At 63.0% G+C, this 15,495-nt stretch carries 14 protein-coding genes; 6 read left to right on the top strand and 8 right to left on the bottom strand.

Annotated elements, in window-relative coordinates:
• The first annotated feature begins 23 nt into the window (after positions 1 to 23).
• The 4 genes from JFT85_RS05695 to JFT85_RS05680 are packed head-to-tail and all read left to right on the top strand — an operon-like array spanning position 24 to position 5,658.
• The gene (locus JFT85_RS05695; protein WP_053255511.1) at positions 24 to 1,898 is read left to right on the top strand and encodes a feruloyl-CoA synthase; all 1,875 of its coding nucleotides are present in this window, start codon (positions 24 to 26) and stop codon (positions 1,896 to 1,898) included.
• Positions 1,895 to 3,142, top strand: a complete 1,248-nt coding sequence (locus JFT85_RS05690; RefSeq protein WP_201229446.1) for an acetyl-CoA C-acyltransferase — start codon at positions 1,895 to 1,897, stop codon at positions 3,140 to 3,142. The genes JFT85_RS05695 and JFT85_RS05690 overlap by 4 nt, the downstream gene beginning before the upstream one ends.
• Before the next feature lie 34 nt (positions 3,143 to 3,176).
• Positions 3,177 to 4,889 carry an acyl-CoA dehydrogenase gene (locus tag JFT85_RS05685; RefSeq protein ID WP_069552228.1) on the top strand — a complete coding sequence of 571 codons (1,713 nt, stop codon included), beginning with the start codon at positions 3,177 to 3,179 and terminating at the stop codon, positions 4,887 to 4,889.
• A gap of 55 nt (positions 4,890 to 4,944) precedes the next feature.
• Positions 4,945 to 5,658, top strand: coding sequence for a GntR family transcriptional regulator (locus JFT85_RS05680; protein ID WP_053255514.1), 714 nt, complete (start codon positions 4,945 to 4,947; stop codon positions 5,656 to 5,658).
• Between the two features lie 6 nt (positions 5,659 to 5,664).
• Here the strand turns inward: JFT85_RS05680 and JFT85_RS05675 are convergent, their stop codons facing one another.
• Both JFT85_RS05675 and JFT85_RS05670 read right to left on the bottom strand, forming a co-directional pair.
• A complete protein-coding gene (locus tag JFT85_RS05675; RefSeq protein WP_201229444.1) occupies positions 5,665 to 6,615 on the bottom strand; it encodes a PDR/VanB family oxidoreductase in 951 nt (316 codons plus the stop codon).
• Positions 6,612 to 7,652 (bottom strand): aromatic ring-hydroxylating oxygenase subunit alpha, encoded by a 1,041-nt coding sequence (locus JFT85_RS05670; RefSeq protein WP_069552226.1) that lies wholly within the window; start codon positions 7,650 to 7,652, stop codon positions 6,612 to 6,614. Before JFT85_RS05670 ends, JFT85_RS05675 begins: the two co-directional genes overlap by 4 nt.
• A 717-nt stretch (positions 7,653 to 8,369) precedes the next feature.
• Between JFT85_RS05670 and JFT85_RS05665 the strand changes: the two genes are divergently transcribed.
• Entirely contained in the window at positions 8,370 to 9,212 is an 843-nt protein-coding gene (locus JFT85_RS05665) for a DNA/RNA non-specific endonuclease (RefSeq protein WP_073636803.1), read from the top strand.
• Between the two features lie 77 nt (positions 9,213 to 9,289).
• Here JFT85_RS05665 and JFT85_RS05660 read toward each other — a convergent pair whose 3' ends face one another.
• The 4 genes from JFT85_RS05660 to flgG form a co-directional block, all read right to left on the bottom strand.
• Positions 9,290 to 9,595 (bottom strand): hypothetical protein, encoded by a 306-nt coding sequence (locus JFT85_RS05660; RefSeq protein WP_053255518.1) that lies wholly within the window; start codon positions 9,593 to 9,595, stop codon positions 9,290 to 9,292.
• Between the two features lie 220 nt (positions 9,596 to 9,815).
• Entirely contained in the window at positions 9,816 to 10,877 is a 1,062-nt protein-coding gene (locus JFT85_RS05655; protein ID WP_053255519.1) for an ATP-binding protein, read from the bottom strand.
• On the bottom strand, positions 10,874 to 11,623 hold the full coding sequence (locus JFT85_RS05650) for a response regulator (RefSeq protein ID WP_078828036.1): 750 nt from the start codon (positions 11,621 to 11,623) through the stop codon (positions 10,874 to 10,876). The genes JFT85_RS05655 and JFT85_RS05650 overlap by 4 nt, the downstream gene beginning before the upstream one ends.
• 100 nt (positions 11,624 to 11,723) lie before the next feature.
• Complete coding sequence (gene flgG / locus JFT85_RS05645; protein WP_069552224.1) at positions 11,724 to 12,509, bottom strand: flagellar basal-body rod protein FlgG; 786 nt, start codon at positions 12,507 to 12,509, stop codon at positions 11,724 to 11,726.
• A gap of 336 nt (positions 12,510 to 12,845) precedes the next feature.
• Between flgG and JFT85_RS05640 the strand changes: the two genes are divergently transcribed.
• Positions 12,846 to 13,622, top strand: a complete 777-nt coding sequence (locus JFT85_RS05640; protein ID WP_069552223.1) for an ABC transporter substrate-binding protein — start codon at positions 12,846 to 12,848, stop codon at positions 13,620 to 13,622.
• Positions 13,623 to 13,715: 93 nt separating this feature from the next.
• Here the strand turns inward: JFT85_RS05640 and JFT85_RS05635 are convergent, their stop codons facing one another.
• Positions 13,716 to 14,342 carry a helix-turn-helix transcriptional regulator gene (locus tag JFT85_RS05635; RefSeq protein ID WP_053255522.1) on the bottom strand — a complete coding sequence of 209 codons (627 nt, stop codon included), beginning with the start codon at positions 14,340 to 14,342 and terminating at the stop codon, positions 13,716 to 13,718.
• Positions 14,342 to 15,475: an NAD(P)/FAD-dependent oxidoreductase gene (locus tag JFT85_RS05630; RefSeq protein WP_053255523.1), complete on the bottom strand. Its 1,134-nt coding sequence runs from the start codon at positions 15,473 to 15,475 to the stop codon at positions 14,342 to 14,344. Before JFT85_RS05630 ends, JFT85_RS05635 begins: the two co-directional genes overlap by 1 nt.
• Between the last annotated feature and the right edge of the window lie 20 nt (positions 15,476 to 15,495).

Below are 15,495 nucleotides of genomic sequence, written 5' to 3'. Positions count from 1 at the left end.
CCGCCTTGCTGGAGGACACCCTTGTGAGTTCCGAATTCCGACCGCAACCCCAGCCCGCACCGCGATACCGCGAGGTCTCCATCGGCCACGCACCGGTGGCGGTCACTGAAGAACAGGGCGTGTTGCACATGCGCTCCCTGGAACCCCTGGCCGAGTTGCCGGCGCGCTTGCTCGATCGCCTGGTGCATTGGGCGCGGGTGCGGCCCGAGCAGACGTTTATCGCGGCACGCCAGGCCGGCGGTGATTGGCGCCGTGTCAGCTACCGCGAGATGCTCGACGGCGTACGCGCGATTGCCCAGGGCCTGCTGAGTTACGGGCTGTCGGCGGACAAGCCGCTGGCATTGCTGTCGGGCAACGACATCGAACATTTGCAGGTCGCCCTCGGCGCGATGTACGCCGGTATTCCTTACTGCCCGGTATCGCCGGCGTATTCGTTGTTGTCCCAGGATTTCGCCAAGCTGCGGCATGTCTGTGACCTGCTGCAACCCGGGCTGGTGTTCGTCAGCGATGCGCCGGCCTACCAGCGGGCGATCGATGCCGTATTGCCGCCCGAAACGCCGCTGATCAGCGTGCGCGGCCAGGTGCCCGGGCGCACTCAGATCAGCTTCGCCAGCCTGTTGCACACGTCGGCCGGTACTGAGGCCGACGCGGCTTTCAACGCCACCGGCCCCGACAGCATTGCCAAATTCCTGTTTACCTCGGGCTCGACCAAACTGCCCAAGGCAGTGATCACCACTCAGCGCATGCTGTGCGCCAACCAGCAAATGCTCTTGCAGACATTTCCGGTGTTCGGCGAGGAGCCGCCGGTGCTGGTGGACTGGCTGCCGTGGAATCACACCTTTGGCGGCAGCCACAACGTCGGCATCGTGCTCTACAACGGCGGCACCTTTTACCTCGACGACGGCAAACCCACAGCCCAGGGTTTTGCCCAGACCCTGCGCAACCTCAAGGAAATTTCGCCCACCGCCTACCTGACGGTGCCCAAGGGCTGGGAAGAATTGGTCAACGCCCTGGAACAGGACGCCGCGTTGCGCGAGCGGTTCTTTGCGCGGATGAAACTGTTCTTCTTCGCTGCCGCCGGCCTGTCGCAAAGTGTCTGGGACCGCCTCGACCGCGTGGCCGAACAGCACTGCGGCGAGCGTATCCGCATGATGGCCGGGCTGGGCATGACCGAAGCCGCGCCGTCCTGCACGTTCACCACCGGGCCGTTGTCCATGGCCGGCTATATCGGCTTGCCCGCGCCAGGCTGCGAGGTGCGCCTGGTGCCGGTGGACGGCAAGTTTGAAGGGCGTTTTCGCGGGCCGCACATCATGCCGGGGTATTGGCGCGCGCCCGAGCAAACCGCCGAGGTGTTCGATGAGCAGGGGTATTACTGTTCCGGTGATGCGATCAAGCTCGCCGATCCCCATCAGCCACACTGGGGGCTGATGTTCGACGGGCGTATTGCCGAAGACTTCAAGCTGTCCTCCGGGGTGTTTGTCAGCGTCGGTCCGTTGCGCAATCGTGCGGTGCTCGAAGGCTCACCCTATGTGCAGGACCTGGTGATCGCCGCGCCGGACCGCGAATGCCTGGGAGCGCTGGTGTTCCCCAGGGCCTATGAATGCCGCCGGCTGTCGGGCTTGAACGCAGAGGCCAGCGACGCCGAGGTGCTCAACAGCGCGCCGGTGCGCCAATGGTTCGGCGACTGGCTGCAACGGCTCAATCGCGAGGCCACCGGCAATGCCAGTCGCCTGGAGTGGATTGCCGTGCTCGACGAGCCGGCGTCCATCGACCGTGGGGAAATTACCGACAAAGGCTCGATCAACCAGCGCGCGGTATTGCAATGGCGTGCGGCCAAGGTTGAAGCGCTGTATCGCGGCGAAGACCCGACAATCCTGCGTGCCGGGCCCAAACCGTGAGCGGCGCCGGGCAGTATTCGGCGTTTGCCGATGCGGCGATGTTCGAGGCCGTGCGCACGCCGTGGGTTGACCTCGGCGGGGCGCTGTCCCAGGTGTCGCCCATCGACCTGGGCATCAAGGTTGGCCGTGAAGTGCTGGCTCGCGCCGGCCTCCAGGGGCAGGCGGTTGACAGTGTGCTGGCCGGTTCCATGGCCCAGGCCAGCTTCGATGCCTACTTGCTGCCACGGCATATCGGCTTGTACAGCGGTGTGGCGCAAGCGGTCCCGGCGCTGGGGGTGCAGCGCATCTGCGCTACCGGCTTCGAGCTGTTGCGCCAGGCCGCTGAACAACTGCGCGACGAGGTGCAACTGGCCTTGTGCGTGGCGGCTGAATCGATGTCACGCAACCCGATTGCGGCCTACACCCACCGCGGTGGGTTCCGCCTGGGGGGCGAAGTGCAATTCAAGGATTTCCTCTGGGAAGCGCTGTACGACCCGGCCCCAGGTCTGGACATGATCGCCACTGCCGATAACCTGGCGCGGCGTTATGGCCTGAGTCGCGAGGCCGTGGACCGTTATGCCTGCGCCAGCCACCAGCGCGCGTTGCAGGCGCAACAGGAGGGTGCCTGGGTCGACGAAATCGTCCCGGTGGATAACCAGGTGTTCGAGCTTGAGGGGTATCAATCGCGGCGCATCAGCCTGGCGCGCCAGGCGGGGGTTGTCAGCCAAGACAGCCACCCACGGCCGACCGACCTGGCGGCCCTGGCACGGTTGCGTGCGGTGCATGCCGATGGGGTGCAAACCGCCGGCAACAGTTGTGCGGTGGTCGACGGCGCGGCGGCGGCACTGGTAGGGCGCGCGTCTGATTGCACACGCCCGGCCCTGACACGCCTGCTGGCCAGCGCAGTGGTCGGTGTAGCCCCGGAGTTCATGGGCATTGGCCCAGCGCCGGCGATCCGCCTGTTGCTGCAGCGCAGTGGGCTGAGCCTGGGCGACATCGGCCGCTTCGAGATCAATGAAGCCCAGGCCGCCCAGGTGCTGGCGGTGGCCCAGGAGCTGGAGCTGGAGCTGGACAGCGATCGGCTCAACGTCCAAGGCGGTTCCCTGGCGCTGGGCCATCCACTGGCGGCCAGCGGGTTACGCCTGGTGATGAGCCTGGCGCGGCAATTACGCCAGCACAACCTGCGCTACGGGATTGCCGCGGCGTGCGTGGGCGGCGGGCAGGGCATGGCGCTGTTGATCGAAAATCCCGCCTGGCGCGCTTGAATACACAGCCTGTTTAATTTGATGAGGTGTCTCGATGTGGAGCTATCAGGCGCCCCTGCGCGATATGCAATTTGTGCTTGAGCATTGGCTGCAGGCCCACGACGCATGGGAGGCTTTGGACCTGCCCCTGGCGATGCACGTGCTGGAGGAGGCCGCCCGTTTCACCCAAGGCGTGCTGGCGCCGTTGAACAGCAGCGGCGACCGCCAGGGCTGCCGTTGGCAGGCGGGCCAGGTCAGCACCCCGGACGGTTTTGCCGAGGCGTATCGCGCGTATGCCCAAGGCGGTTGGCCAGGGTTGGCGTGCGCCGAGGCGCTGGGCGGGCAGGGCCTGCCGCAACTGCTCGACGCCGCGTTGCAAGAAATGCTCTACGCCAGCAACCACGCCTGGGCCATGTACACCGGCATCGCTCACGGCGCCTACCTGTGCCTCAAGACGCATGGCGAACCCTGGTTGCAGGCGCGTTACCTGCCCGCGATCATCAGCGGGCAGGCCTTGCCCACCATGTGCCTGACCGAGCCCCAGGCCGGCAGCGATGTCGGTTTACTGCGCTGTCGTGCCGAGCCCCAGGCGGATGGCAGCTATCGCCTGAGCGGCAGCAAGCTGTTTATCTCCGGCGGTGAGCATGACCTCACGGCCAATATCCTGCACCTGGTGCTGGCGCGGCTGCCTGATGCGCCGTCGGGCAGTCGCGGGCTTTCACTGTTCCTGGTGCCCAAGTTACTGGACGCTGGCCAGGTCAACGGGGTGCGCTGTGACGGCATTGAACACAAGATGGGTATCAAGGGCAGTGCCACCTGTTCGCTGGTGTTCGACGCGGCCCAAGGCTGGCTGATCGGCGACGCCAATCGCGGTTTGGCCGCGATGTTCGTGATGATGAACTCGGCGCGCCTGCATGTCGGCCTGCAAGGCCTGGGGCATGCCGAGGCCGCCTGGCAGAACGCCCGGCAGTACGCCGCCGAGCGCGTGCAGATGCGCGCACCGTCAAGGCCTGAAGCAGTGGCCGCCCAGGCGGCCGACCCGATCCATTATCACCCGGCCATGCGCCGCGTGTTGCTGGAGCTGCGCACCACTAGCGAGGGCATGCGCGCCATCGGGTATTGGGCGGCGCACCTGCTCGATCAGCAGGACGCATCGGCCGTCGCCTTGGCGCAACTGCTGACGCCCATCATCAAGGCGTTTTTCACCGAGCAGGGCTTTCGCCAGGCGAGTAATGCACTGCAGGTCTTCGGTGGCTACGGCTATGTCGCCGAGTTCGCCATCGAACAGACCCTGCGCGACAGTCGCATTGCAATGATCTACGAGGGCAGTAACGAGATCCAGGCCAACGACCTGCTGCTGCGCAAGGTGCTCGGGGATGACGGTCGGGCGTTCGGCTTGCTGCTCGACACGTTGCGTGCAGAGGCCGGGCAGGGCGCGCTGTACGCCGAGTGCGCGGCGTTCGCCGAGGCACTGGGCAACCTGTGCGACTCACTGGCCGCGACGGTGAGCGCCCTGCGTGAACAGGCGCAGGAAGACCGCGAATACCCCTATCGGGCAGCGCCGGATTTTCTCCAGCTGTGCGGTGTGGCACTGTTGGCCTTTGCCTGGGCGCGGGCGGCACGGGTGTCCAGGGCATTGCCCGAAGAGGACCCGTTACGCGCCGCCAAGCTGCAAAGTGCCGGGTTCTTTTTTGATTACCTGCCTGCCCGGTTGGCCCAGCACCTGGGGGCGATAGACAGCGCCCGTGCAGCGCTGGCGTTCGTCTGACGCCGGCAGGCGCTTGCGGTACTATGGCGGCCCATGTTTTCTGGAAGTTGCCTGGATGAGTAAGCCCGGTCAATTGGTGTTGGTCGCACTGCGCAAGATGATTGCCAGCGGGGAGCTGGTGGCGGGGGAGCGGCTGATGGAGACGCCCACGGCGCAGCGCTTCGGCGTGTCGCGCATGCCCGTGCGCATGGCCTTCCGTACCCTGGAGCAGGAAGGGCTGCTGGTGCCGTTCGGCGGGCGCGGGTATCAGGTGCGCTCGGTGAGCCCCAGCGACATTGCCGGTGCGGTTGAAGTGCGCGGCGTGCTCGAAGGCCTGGCGGCGCGCCAGACCGCCGAGCAGGGGTTGTCGGCTCAAGCGCGTGCCGTGCTGGAGCGCTGCCTGGTCGAGGGCGATCAACTGTTCGAAAAGGGCTATGTGACCGAAGACGACCTTGAGGTCTATCACGACCTGAACATGCGCTTTCACCAGGTCATCGTCGAAGGCAGCCACAACCCGGCGATTGCCGATGCCCTGGCGCGCAATGACCACCTGCCCTTTGCGTCGGTGACGGCGCTGGCGGTGGACCGCGAGGACATGGCCCGCGAGTACCGGCGCTTCAACTATGCCCACATGCAACATCACTCGGTCTTCGACGCGCTGGTCAACCGCCAGGGCGCGCGCGCCGAAGCGATCATGCGCGAGCATGCCAACGCGACCTTGCGCTATGCCGAAATCTTCAGCGCCGCCACCGCCGACGCACGCATGAAGGTGATCCTGCCCGCGTCGTGATGCGGTTCAGATATCGAGCACCAGCAAGGGCGTTTTCGAGCGCGAGCAGCAGGGCGTGAACTGGTCATTCAGCGCCTGTTCCTGCTCGGTGAGGAACAGGTCGCGATGCTCCGGTATGCCTTGCAACACGCGGGTCAGGCAGGTGCCGCAAATCCCCTGTTCGCAGGACACGGCAATCTCGATGCCGTGACTTTCCAGGACCTGCACCACGCTCTTGTCGGCCGGGATCTCGAAGACTTCGCCGCTGCTGCCGATCTGCACCGAAAACCCGCCGTCGAGGCTGCTGTCCACCGGTGCCGCCGAAAAGTATTCACGGTGCAGGCAGGCTTCTTGCCAACCCTGGGCCCGGGCACTCTCAAGTATGTGCTGCATGAACCCGCCGGGGCCGCAGACGTACACGTGCACGTCGTCTGCCGGCGCCGCCAGTAGCTCGGCGGCATGCAGGGCGGTGTCGGGCTGCTCGTCGAAATGCAGGAACACCCGCTCGGCAAACGGTGACGCCTTGAGACGCTGCACAAATGCCGCACGCTCACGGGCGCGGGCGCAGTAATGCAGCTCGAAATCGGCCCCCGTGTGTGCCAGGCGCTCGGCCATGCACAGGATGGGTGTAATGCCGATGCCTCCGGCAAACAGCAGGCTGCGCCGGGCTTCGTGGGCCAGCGGGAACAGGTTGCGCGGTGCGCTGATGCTCAGGCGGGTGCCCGTGTGCACGTGGGCGTGCAGGCTGCGCGAGCCCCCTCGGGACGCGGGGTCGTTGAGTACGCCGATCACATAGCGGTGCCGCTCTTGCGGGTGATTGCACAGCGAGTATTGGCGGATCAGCCCGTCTGGCAAGTGCACGTCGATGTGCGCACCGGCGCTGAAAGCCGGCAGTGGGCTGCCATCGACGCTGGCCAGTTCATAGCTGCAGATGTCCTGGGCTTCGGTGCGGCGGGATGTCACCACGACTTCAATCATGTTGGCGCTCCGGCGCGTTCCCGGGCGATCAGGCGGTCCAGGACCTTGCGCGACTGCACGCCGCCGGCGTCGATATTCAGCTTGAGCAGGTTACGCGTCGGGTGGGCCAGCAGGTTCTGTTGCTGGCGTTCGAGCATTTCCAGGTCTTCGCTGAAAATCTTGCCCTGGCCTTCGCGAATGCTGGCGGTGAGTGCCTCATCCTGCGGGTTGAAGTTGCGCGCCATGCCCCAGAAGTACCAGATCGAGGTGTCGGTTTGCGGAGTGATGAAATCCACCACGATGCTCGCGGCCTTGTGCTCGGCGGCGGCGGTGTAGCCGCCCTTGCCGGCATGGGCCACGCCGACTTCGATCAATACATGGCTGGGCGGCGTGAAGCGGCAGATCTGCCAGCGGTCCACCGGTACATCGTCGGCCAGGTTGTTGCCGCGCAGGGCCATGCGCCAGAACGGCGGGGCCATGATGTTTTCCATATGCCGAGCAGTGACCACTTCGTCCCCGTTCACCGTGGTCACGGGTGGCGCTTCGTCGATTTCCTTCTGGCCGATGCTGGAGGCGTGCACGTAGGTTTCGTGGGTCAGGTCCATCAGGTTGTCGATCATCAGGCGGTAATCGCACTGGATATCAAACAGCCCGCCGCCGTAGGCCCACTCGTCACTCACCGCCCACTCCAGGTGGTGGATCAGCGCGGGGTCGGCCTGGGCCTGATCACCCGGCCAGACCCAGATGAAACCGTAGCGCTCAACGGCGGCGAAGGTTTTGTTGCAGGGAAAGCCGCGCACCCGCTGGCCCGGCATATCGACGGTCTTGCCGTCACCGCCCATGACCAGGCCGTGATAGCCGCACACCAGGTGGCCGTTTTCGACATAGCCCAACGACAGCGGTGCGCCACGATGGGGGCAGAAGTCCTCGACCGCCACCACGGCGCCTTCCAGGCCACGATAAAACACCATTTTTTCACCGCAGATCTGCCGGCCCAACGGTTTTTGCGCGATTTCATCGGGGGTGCAAGCGACATACCACGTGTTCTTCGGGTACATGGTGACTCTCCAGGCAACGGATTATTGTTATTTAATGGATCCATTAAATTGGAGAGTCAGGTGGCGGTCAAGCCGGTAATCGGGTTATTCCGGGCGATTATCGGACGCAAAAGGGTTTAATGGATCCATAAATCGCCTTCAATCGGGTTCCGGGTCGGCTGTCAGGCCATCATGGGATTGCGTTCAGCAGCGGATCATCACCGACTTCAACGCGAAGCAGTCCTCAATAAAGGCGCCGCCGAACGCTCGACCCACCCCCGAGGCTTTATTCCCGCCGAACACCGCAGGCAGTGCGCGGCCTGGCCGGTGGCCGGGTTGGCCGCCTGCAGTGTGCGGCTGGGGTGGCTCTGAACCTGGTCACCGTCGATAAACCGCGCGTGTTGGCGAGGCAGTTTGTGCGCAAAGCCACTGGAATCCAGGACAATCCGCTACGAACCCGTACAAGATTAAACGCACGACGGGTCAGTTCGATTCCATCGTGTGGCCGGCTCCGTTAGAGTTTCCACGCGAGCATCAGGTGCTGGCGCTCTACCTGACGCTCACCGCGTCTCTCTGGGCATTCAGCCGTCGGCCAGCCCGAACCCGCAAAAAAACCAGACCCTCTGCTCATATTGAAATGTTTGGAGTGGTTCAGTGTGCAGGTCGTCTCGCGAAGGAACCGCAGCAGTCGACGTGCCATTTACCGTGGTCATTGAGTCACCCACAAGGAGCTACACCATGCATGGAAGTATGAAGTTCAAGCACCTGGCGTTTTTGTTGATCCCGCTTGTAGCGGCCTGTACGACACCCGATAGAACCCGCGAATCCGCGATCCCTGCCCAGCCGCAGCAGCAGGCATTGCCGTTCGATAACTGTTCGGTGGGGTGCCCCGCTGGCGGCAGCCCGCTGACCTTGAACCGTCAGGCGTACACGTTGAACAACAATGGCTCGACCAAGTTTGCGAACTGGGTCTCGTACAAAATCACCAAGGACACCCCGGCCAGCGGTCGCCCGCGCGACTGGAAGACCGACCCGGATATCCCCGCAGGGGAAACGCTCGACCCGGTGGATTACAACGGCGCCAATGTCGCGCTCAAAGTCGACCGTGGCCATCAGGCCAATCTCGCGTCGATGGCCGGCGTCCCTGACTGGCAGACCCTCAATTACCTGTCCAATATCACGCCGCAAAAGGCCGAGCTCAACCAGGGGGCCTGGGCGCACCTTGAAGACCAGGAGCGCAACCTCAGCAAAGCGCCCGGCATCGACCAGGTGTATGTCACCACCGGGCCTTTGTATGAGCATTTTGTCGGCACGCTGCCGGGCACGAACAAGGTCCATACCATTCCCAGCGGGTACTGGAAGATCATCTTTGTGGGCCGCTCACCGGAAGACGGCCTGTATGCCTCGTTTGTGATGAACCAGGAAACGCCTAAAGGTGCGAACTTCTGTGATTATCAGGTGACGGTTGAGCACATCGAAGAGCGCTCCGGGCTCACGTTCTGGAACCAGTTGCCGCCGTCGGTGCAGGCCGCACTGAAGGCGAAGCAGGGCCAATTGCCGAGCCGGATCGGCTGTAAATAGCCGTGTAAAACCCGGAGCAGGGGCTGCCGTTCGTTGGCGGCCCCGGTTTTTGCGGCGTGTGCTGAACGACGCTGTGATCAATACCCGCCGTCAAGTCGCGCCCGCCTGAGCAGATCGCGCGCGTGGTCCGCGCGCAATAACAGTGTCATCTGCCGCTCCTCGACGATGATTTCCGCCACGATCAATACGCAGATCATCGGTGCGGTCACCAGCCAGTGGCCGTAGCACTGGGTGCCCAGCGACACGCAGACGCCGACAATCCATAACACCAATACCCACTTGGGCGCGCATTGCTGCAGTGGAACCCAGGCGCGCTGCAGTTTTTTCAAGCGCCGCGTGTGCAGTCTTAACGACGCCTCAAGTCGGGCCACTTCATTGCTCATGTCGACACTCGCTCCTCTGCGCGAGGGCAGCCTGGAAGCGGTCGTCCGAGCCAGGACAGGTTGACGCGTTCAACTTCCACCCAGTGCTCGCCGACGGGTTTGGTGCGACAGCTCTTGAACGCAATACACACGTGCTCGGCATCCAGCAAAGCAAAGTGCCTGTAGTCGGTGGTTTTCCTGAACACCCAGGAAAAGCTACGCATCGCGGTACCTCGTTAAATCAAACATGCCAGCTGAGTTCGAACAGCGTGCCGCCGTTTTCCATGCGCCGGCAGGTCACGGCGCCGCCATGGGCGAGGGCGATGGCGCGCACCACCGCAAGGCCCAGGCCGCTGCCGCCTTGGGCGCGTGAACGGGAGTTTTCGCCGCGTTGGAAGGCGTCGAACAAATGCGTCGCGAAGCGTTCGTCGATACCGGGGCCGTCATCGCGCACGCGCAGGTAGTTGAAACCGTCGCGGGTACTCAGGTGCACGATCACGTTTCCGGGTGTCGCGTGCCGTCGGATATTGTCCAACAGCGCCAGCAGCGCCTGGCGGATTCGCGCCGGGTCGCAGCGCATCGTGCGGCGTTGCAGGTCCAGTTGCAGGACAAAGCCGGCGGCAGTGAGGCTGGGTTCGAACAGCCGCACATCGTCCTCAATGCCCGTGGCCAGGTCGGCTTCCTGCAGGTTGAGTTCCAGGTAGCCACTGTCGGCCAGGCCGACCACCCGCAAGTCCTCGATCAAGCGTGTCAGGCCTTCTACCTGGCCCAACAAGCTGTAGAACTGCGCGGTATCCGGTTCGAATACGCCTTCGGCCAAGCCCTGCAGGCGCCCCCGCAAGATGGTCAGTGGCGTGCGCAGCTCATGGGCAATTGCCGCATTCCAGAACGCCTGTTCCTGCGCCATACGCTGCAAGCGTTTAGCCATGCTGTTGAAATCGTTCACCAGGATGGCTGCTTCGCCAATCGACTGGTCACCGGCAACCGCTTGTACATCCAGGTCGCCGTCGGCGAGTTTGCGCAGGTTCTCGGCCACGGAATTCAGTGGCATCAGAATTCGTCGAGACAGCTTCAAGGCCACAATCGAGCCCACCGCCAGGCTCACACACGTGGTCAAACCCATCCACACCCATTCGATGTTGGCTGGCAGCCACTCATTCACTTCTTCGTCCGTGAGCGGCCAGTACGTCCATAGCAACGCATAGAAAATATAAGAGCCGATCACGGCCAGGGCGATCACGCACAACACCACGGCGGACATGGACAGGATGATCTGGCGGCTCAAGCCATTGAGCCCCTTCACGACACACACCCAAACCGGTAGCCCACCCCCCGGATACTGGTGGGTACGCCTTGTAAACCGAGGTCTTCGAGCTTGCGGCGCAGTTTGCTGATGTGGCTGTCGACGGTACGCTCCAGGCTGTCACTTTCCGGTGAACACTGGGCCAGCAGTTCGGCGCGGCTGAACACTCTTTTCGGCGCCTTGGCCAGTTGGGCCAGCAACCTGAACTCCGTCACCGTCAATGCCAGCGGCACTTTTCGGCCGGCGAGGGTCACCGTGACTTCATAGCTTTCAAGGTCAATTTCAAACGCGTCCACCCGCAGCACCGTGGGGCTGGCGCGGTAGTGGTAAGCGATGGCGCGTCGGAGTACGGCCTGGGTGCGCGCAACCACTTCGGCCGGGTTGAACGGTTTGACGATGTAGTCGTCGGCCCCGATGCGCAGGCCCATCAGCTTGTCCATGTCCTGATCCTGCGCCGTCAGCATGATCACCGGCGTATGGCCGCGATGACGCACTTCGGCAAGCACCTGCCAGCCATCCACGTGGGGCATCAGCACATCCAGCAACACCAGGTCTGGCTTGAGCGTCAGGTGCATTTCCAGGGCCTGGCGGCCGTCACGTGCGTGTGCGGTGCGAAAGCCACTGCGTTTGAGATAGGCCAGCAGGATGTCGGCGATTTCAGGTTCATCTTCGGCAATCAGCACGAGTGCCTGGGTTTCTCTGGCGCTGTCCGGACGGGGCATTGATGCAACGGGAATATCAGTCATGGTCTGCTCGGTGAATACGCGGCGAGCTTTTACGTCCGTGTGCTCGCGCGTATCTGCCTGGTCGTGGCTGCCGGTCCATGGCCGCGTTTCCAAGGAGTGATCATAGCTTCTGGGTGAGGGTGCCCAGCATCTGGTTGGCTGTGGAAATCACTTTTGAATTCATTTCATAAGCGCGTTGCGTGGTGATCATATTGACCATCTCTTCGACGGTGCTCACGTTTGAGGTCTCCAGGGTGCTTTGCAGGGTGGTGCCAAAACCGTTGCCCCCCGGCGTACCGACCTGAGGTGCACCACTGGACGCGGTTTCCAGAAACAGATTGTTGCCGATCGCCTGCAAGCCGGCAGGGTTGATGAAGTCGGCCGTTTGCAGGTTGCCGATCACTTGTGAGGCGGGGTTGCCGGCCACGGTGATGGACACCGTGCCATCCTGACCCACAGTAAAGGTCTTGGCGTTGTCCGGCACGACAATCGCCGGTTCCAGCGCGAAGCCGCTTGCCGTGACGACCTGGCCGTTGGCGTTCAGGTGAAACGTGCCGTCGCGCGAGTAGCCGGTGGTGCCATCCGGTTGCAGGACCTGGAAGAACCCCCGGCCGTTGAGTGCCAGGTCCAGGGGCTGCCCGGTGGTTTGCAGGCTGCCGCTGGTGAAGTTTTTCTGCGTGCCGACGATGTGCACGCCGGTGCCCAGCTGCAACCCTGAAGGCAGCTCACTGTCCTGCGTCGACTTGGCACCTGGCTGGCGCTTGATCTGGTACAGCAGGTCCTGGAATTCAGCGCGATCACGTTTGAAGCCGGTGGTCGAAACGTTCGCCAGGTTGTTGGAAATTGTCGTCAGTTGGGTGTCCTGGGCAGACAACCCGGTTTTTGCGACGTACAGGGCAGGAATCATCTGTTTCTCCTGGTAAGCCCGCGCCACGAGGCGCCACGGCGATCGCAATTGTGCGTTATCAACGTGCGCTTTCATGGGAGGTTTTGTGGAGAAACGATGGAGACGGGCAATAATTTTGCGCGCCGCGCGCATCCCCCCTTTATCGCACCCCAGTGCCTCCAGGTGTGTGCAGGGCCTATGGCAATTCAGATCAGGTTTTACGGAGGTGGCCGGGATAGCGGCGGATTGACGATCAATACGTAAAAGTCCAGTATGGAATTATAAGTACAAATACACGTTGCACTTCTCCCTTTCTTCACGCTTGCCAAACCAACAACAACTTGCGAGACAACGATCATGAAGAAACGCACGCTGATCACCGGCCTGGCCCTGAGCCTGCTTGCCTCCAGCCATGTGCTGGCCGCCGAGAAAACCCTGCGCATCGGTATCGAGGCGGCGTACCCACCGTTCGCCTCCAAGACCCAGGACGGCAAGATCGTCGGGTTCGACTACGACATCGGCAACGCGTTGTGCGTTCAGATGAAGGTCAAGTGCGTGTGGGTCGAGGGTGAGTTCGACGGGCTGATTCCTTCCCTGAAAGTGAAGAAAATCGACATGGCCCTGTCGTCCATGACCATCAACGAAGACCGCAAGAAGTCGGTGGATTTCTCCCACAAGTATTACTTCACGTCTTCGCGCCTGGTGATGAAGGACGGTGCAGCCGTGGACGACCAGTACGCCAGCCTCAAGGGCAAGACCGTCGGCGTGCAACGCGCCACCACCACCGACCGCTATGCCACCGAGGTGTTCGAGCCCAAGGGCATCAACGTCAAGCGCTACAGCAATAACGAAGAAATCTACATGGACCTGGCGTCAGGTCGCCTGGATGCGATCTTTGCCGACACCATCCCCCTGAGTGACTTCCTGGCGATGCCGCGCGGCAAGGGCTACGCCTTTGTCGGCCCGGAGCTGAAGGACCCGAAATACGTGGGCGAGGGCGCCGGGATCGCGGTGCGCAAGGGCAATACGGCATTGGTCAGTGAGTTGAACACGGCCATCGACGGTATCCGTGCCAATGGTGAGTACCAGAAGATTTCACAGCAGTACTTCAAGTCGGATATCTACGGCGACTGACTGCGAATGCGGTCCTGAACACAACCTGGGTGACGGTGGGCGCGGGCAAGCCAGCGCCCACCGTGGCTCGCAGGTGTGGCGAGGATTATCTGTTCAACCCTTCAATTCCTTGAGGTGCTTGTAGACGGTCGCCCGGCCCATCCCCAGCACATTCGCCACATAGTTCGACGCACTCTTGCCTTTGAAGGCGCCCTCGGCATGCAACGCCAGCACCAGCTCACGTTTATGGTCCCGGGTCAGCAGGTTCAGGCTCAGCTGGCGTTCGCGCATCCAGGCATGCAAAAAGGTGTTGATCCGTTCCTGCCAGTCATCACGAAACAGTGAGTCCGGTTGCGGGATCAGCTTGCTCGGCGACAGGAACAGGTCCAGTGCCGCCTTGGCGTTTTCGAACAGCGAGATATTCAGGTTGATGCACAACACCGCCAGCCGGCGACCTTTGTGGTCGTGGAGCACGCTGCTCAAGCTGCGAATTTTCTGACCGTCCCAATTGAGCTTTTCGTACGGGCCGATATTCACTTCATGGATGTCATCGCTGAGCATGTCCTCCAGGGCCGAGTCATCACCGATGGCCCGTTTCGACAGGTTATTGGCGATGTAGTCGACTTTTTGCGTGCGCAAATCATGCAGCACCACTTCGGCGTGGGGGAAGAACAACGTGGCGATCGCATCGGCAATCGTGCGGAAGTTCTGGACAACCTTGTCTTGCTCAGCGGTGTTCATCAATGCGGCTCCAGGCGGACGGGCGAGAGCATACCAGCGTCCAGGCCGAACCGCGTCAGTTGCTCCGGCAGCGGCGCGCCGCGCACCAGGGCCGCACTGGCCTGGCCCATGGCGGGTGAAGTCTGAATGCCATAGCCGCCTTGCGCCGCGACCCAGAACAGCCCCGGCACCTGTGCGTCGAAGCCGGAGAGCAAATCACCGTCGTGCACAAAACTGCGCAGCCCGGCCCAAGTCCGGGTCGGGCGGCGGATGGTCAGGGTGGTGGCTTCTTCGATCTGGTAAATGCCCATGGCGATGTCCAGCTCTTCGGGCTGCACATCCTGCGGCTCGACGGGGTCGGCGTTGGCCGGTGAGCCGAGGAACATGCCCGCATCGGGTTTCATGTAGAAAGCTTCGTCGAGGGCCACCAGCATCGGCCACTGATGGGTGTCGACGCCTTCGGGCCCGGCGAAGATAAACGCCGAGCGGCGCTTGGGCTGCAAGCCGATGGACGCCGCGCCGGCCAATGCGCCGATATGGTCGGCCCAGGCGCCGGCGGCGTTAATGATGATGGGCGTGGTGTACGTCGCATCCTGGGTGCGCACGTGCCACAGGCCGTCGGCGTCACGCGTCAGCCCCAGCACGTGGCTGTCGGTGCGTACGTCGCTGTTGTGACGGCGAATGCCACGCAAATAACCCTGGTGCAGGGCGTCGGTGTCGATGTCGCTGGCCGTCGGGTCGAAGATTGCACCGTGGACTTTTTCGCGCCGCAGGATCGGCAACCGCGCGCATGCTTCGTCGACACTCAGGCGCTCCACCTGTGCCACCGTGGCTTTGGCACTCAGGTATTGGCTTTCCAGCTCCGCCGGGTCGCCGCTGAAGTCCACGGTCATTTCGCCGCGCGGCGTGAGCAACGGATGCTCACAGAAACCCGCCGGCGGGTTGTCGAAAAACGCCCGGCTGGCCAGGGTCAACGCGCGCACTTGCGGGGTGCCATACGCGGCGGTGTAGAGCGCCGCCGAACGCCCGGTGGAGTGGTAGGCCGGGTGGTTTTCACGCTCCAGCACCAGCACTTTGCCATGCTGCGACAGCCAGAAACCCGTGGAAGCGCCCGCAATGCCGCCGCCGATGATGATGAAGTCTGCATGGCTCATGAACATCTCCAAAAAAAGGG

Source organism: Pseudomonas sp. TH04 (assembly GCF_016651355.1).
Classification (GTDB): domain Bacteria; phylum Pseudomonadota; class Gammaproteobacteria; order Pseudomonadales; family Pseudomonadaceae; genus Aquipseudomonas; species Aquipseudomonas fluorescens.
Note: the sequence above shows the minus strand (reverse complement) of the source record. Positions and strands in the feature narration are given on the sequence as shown.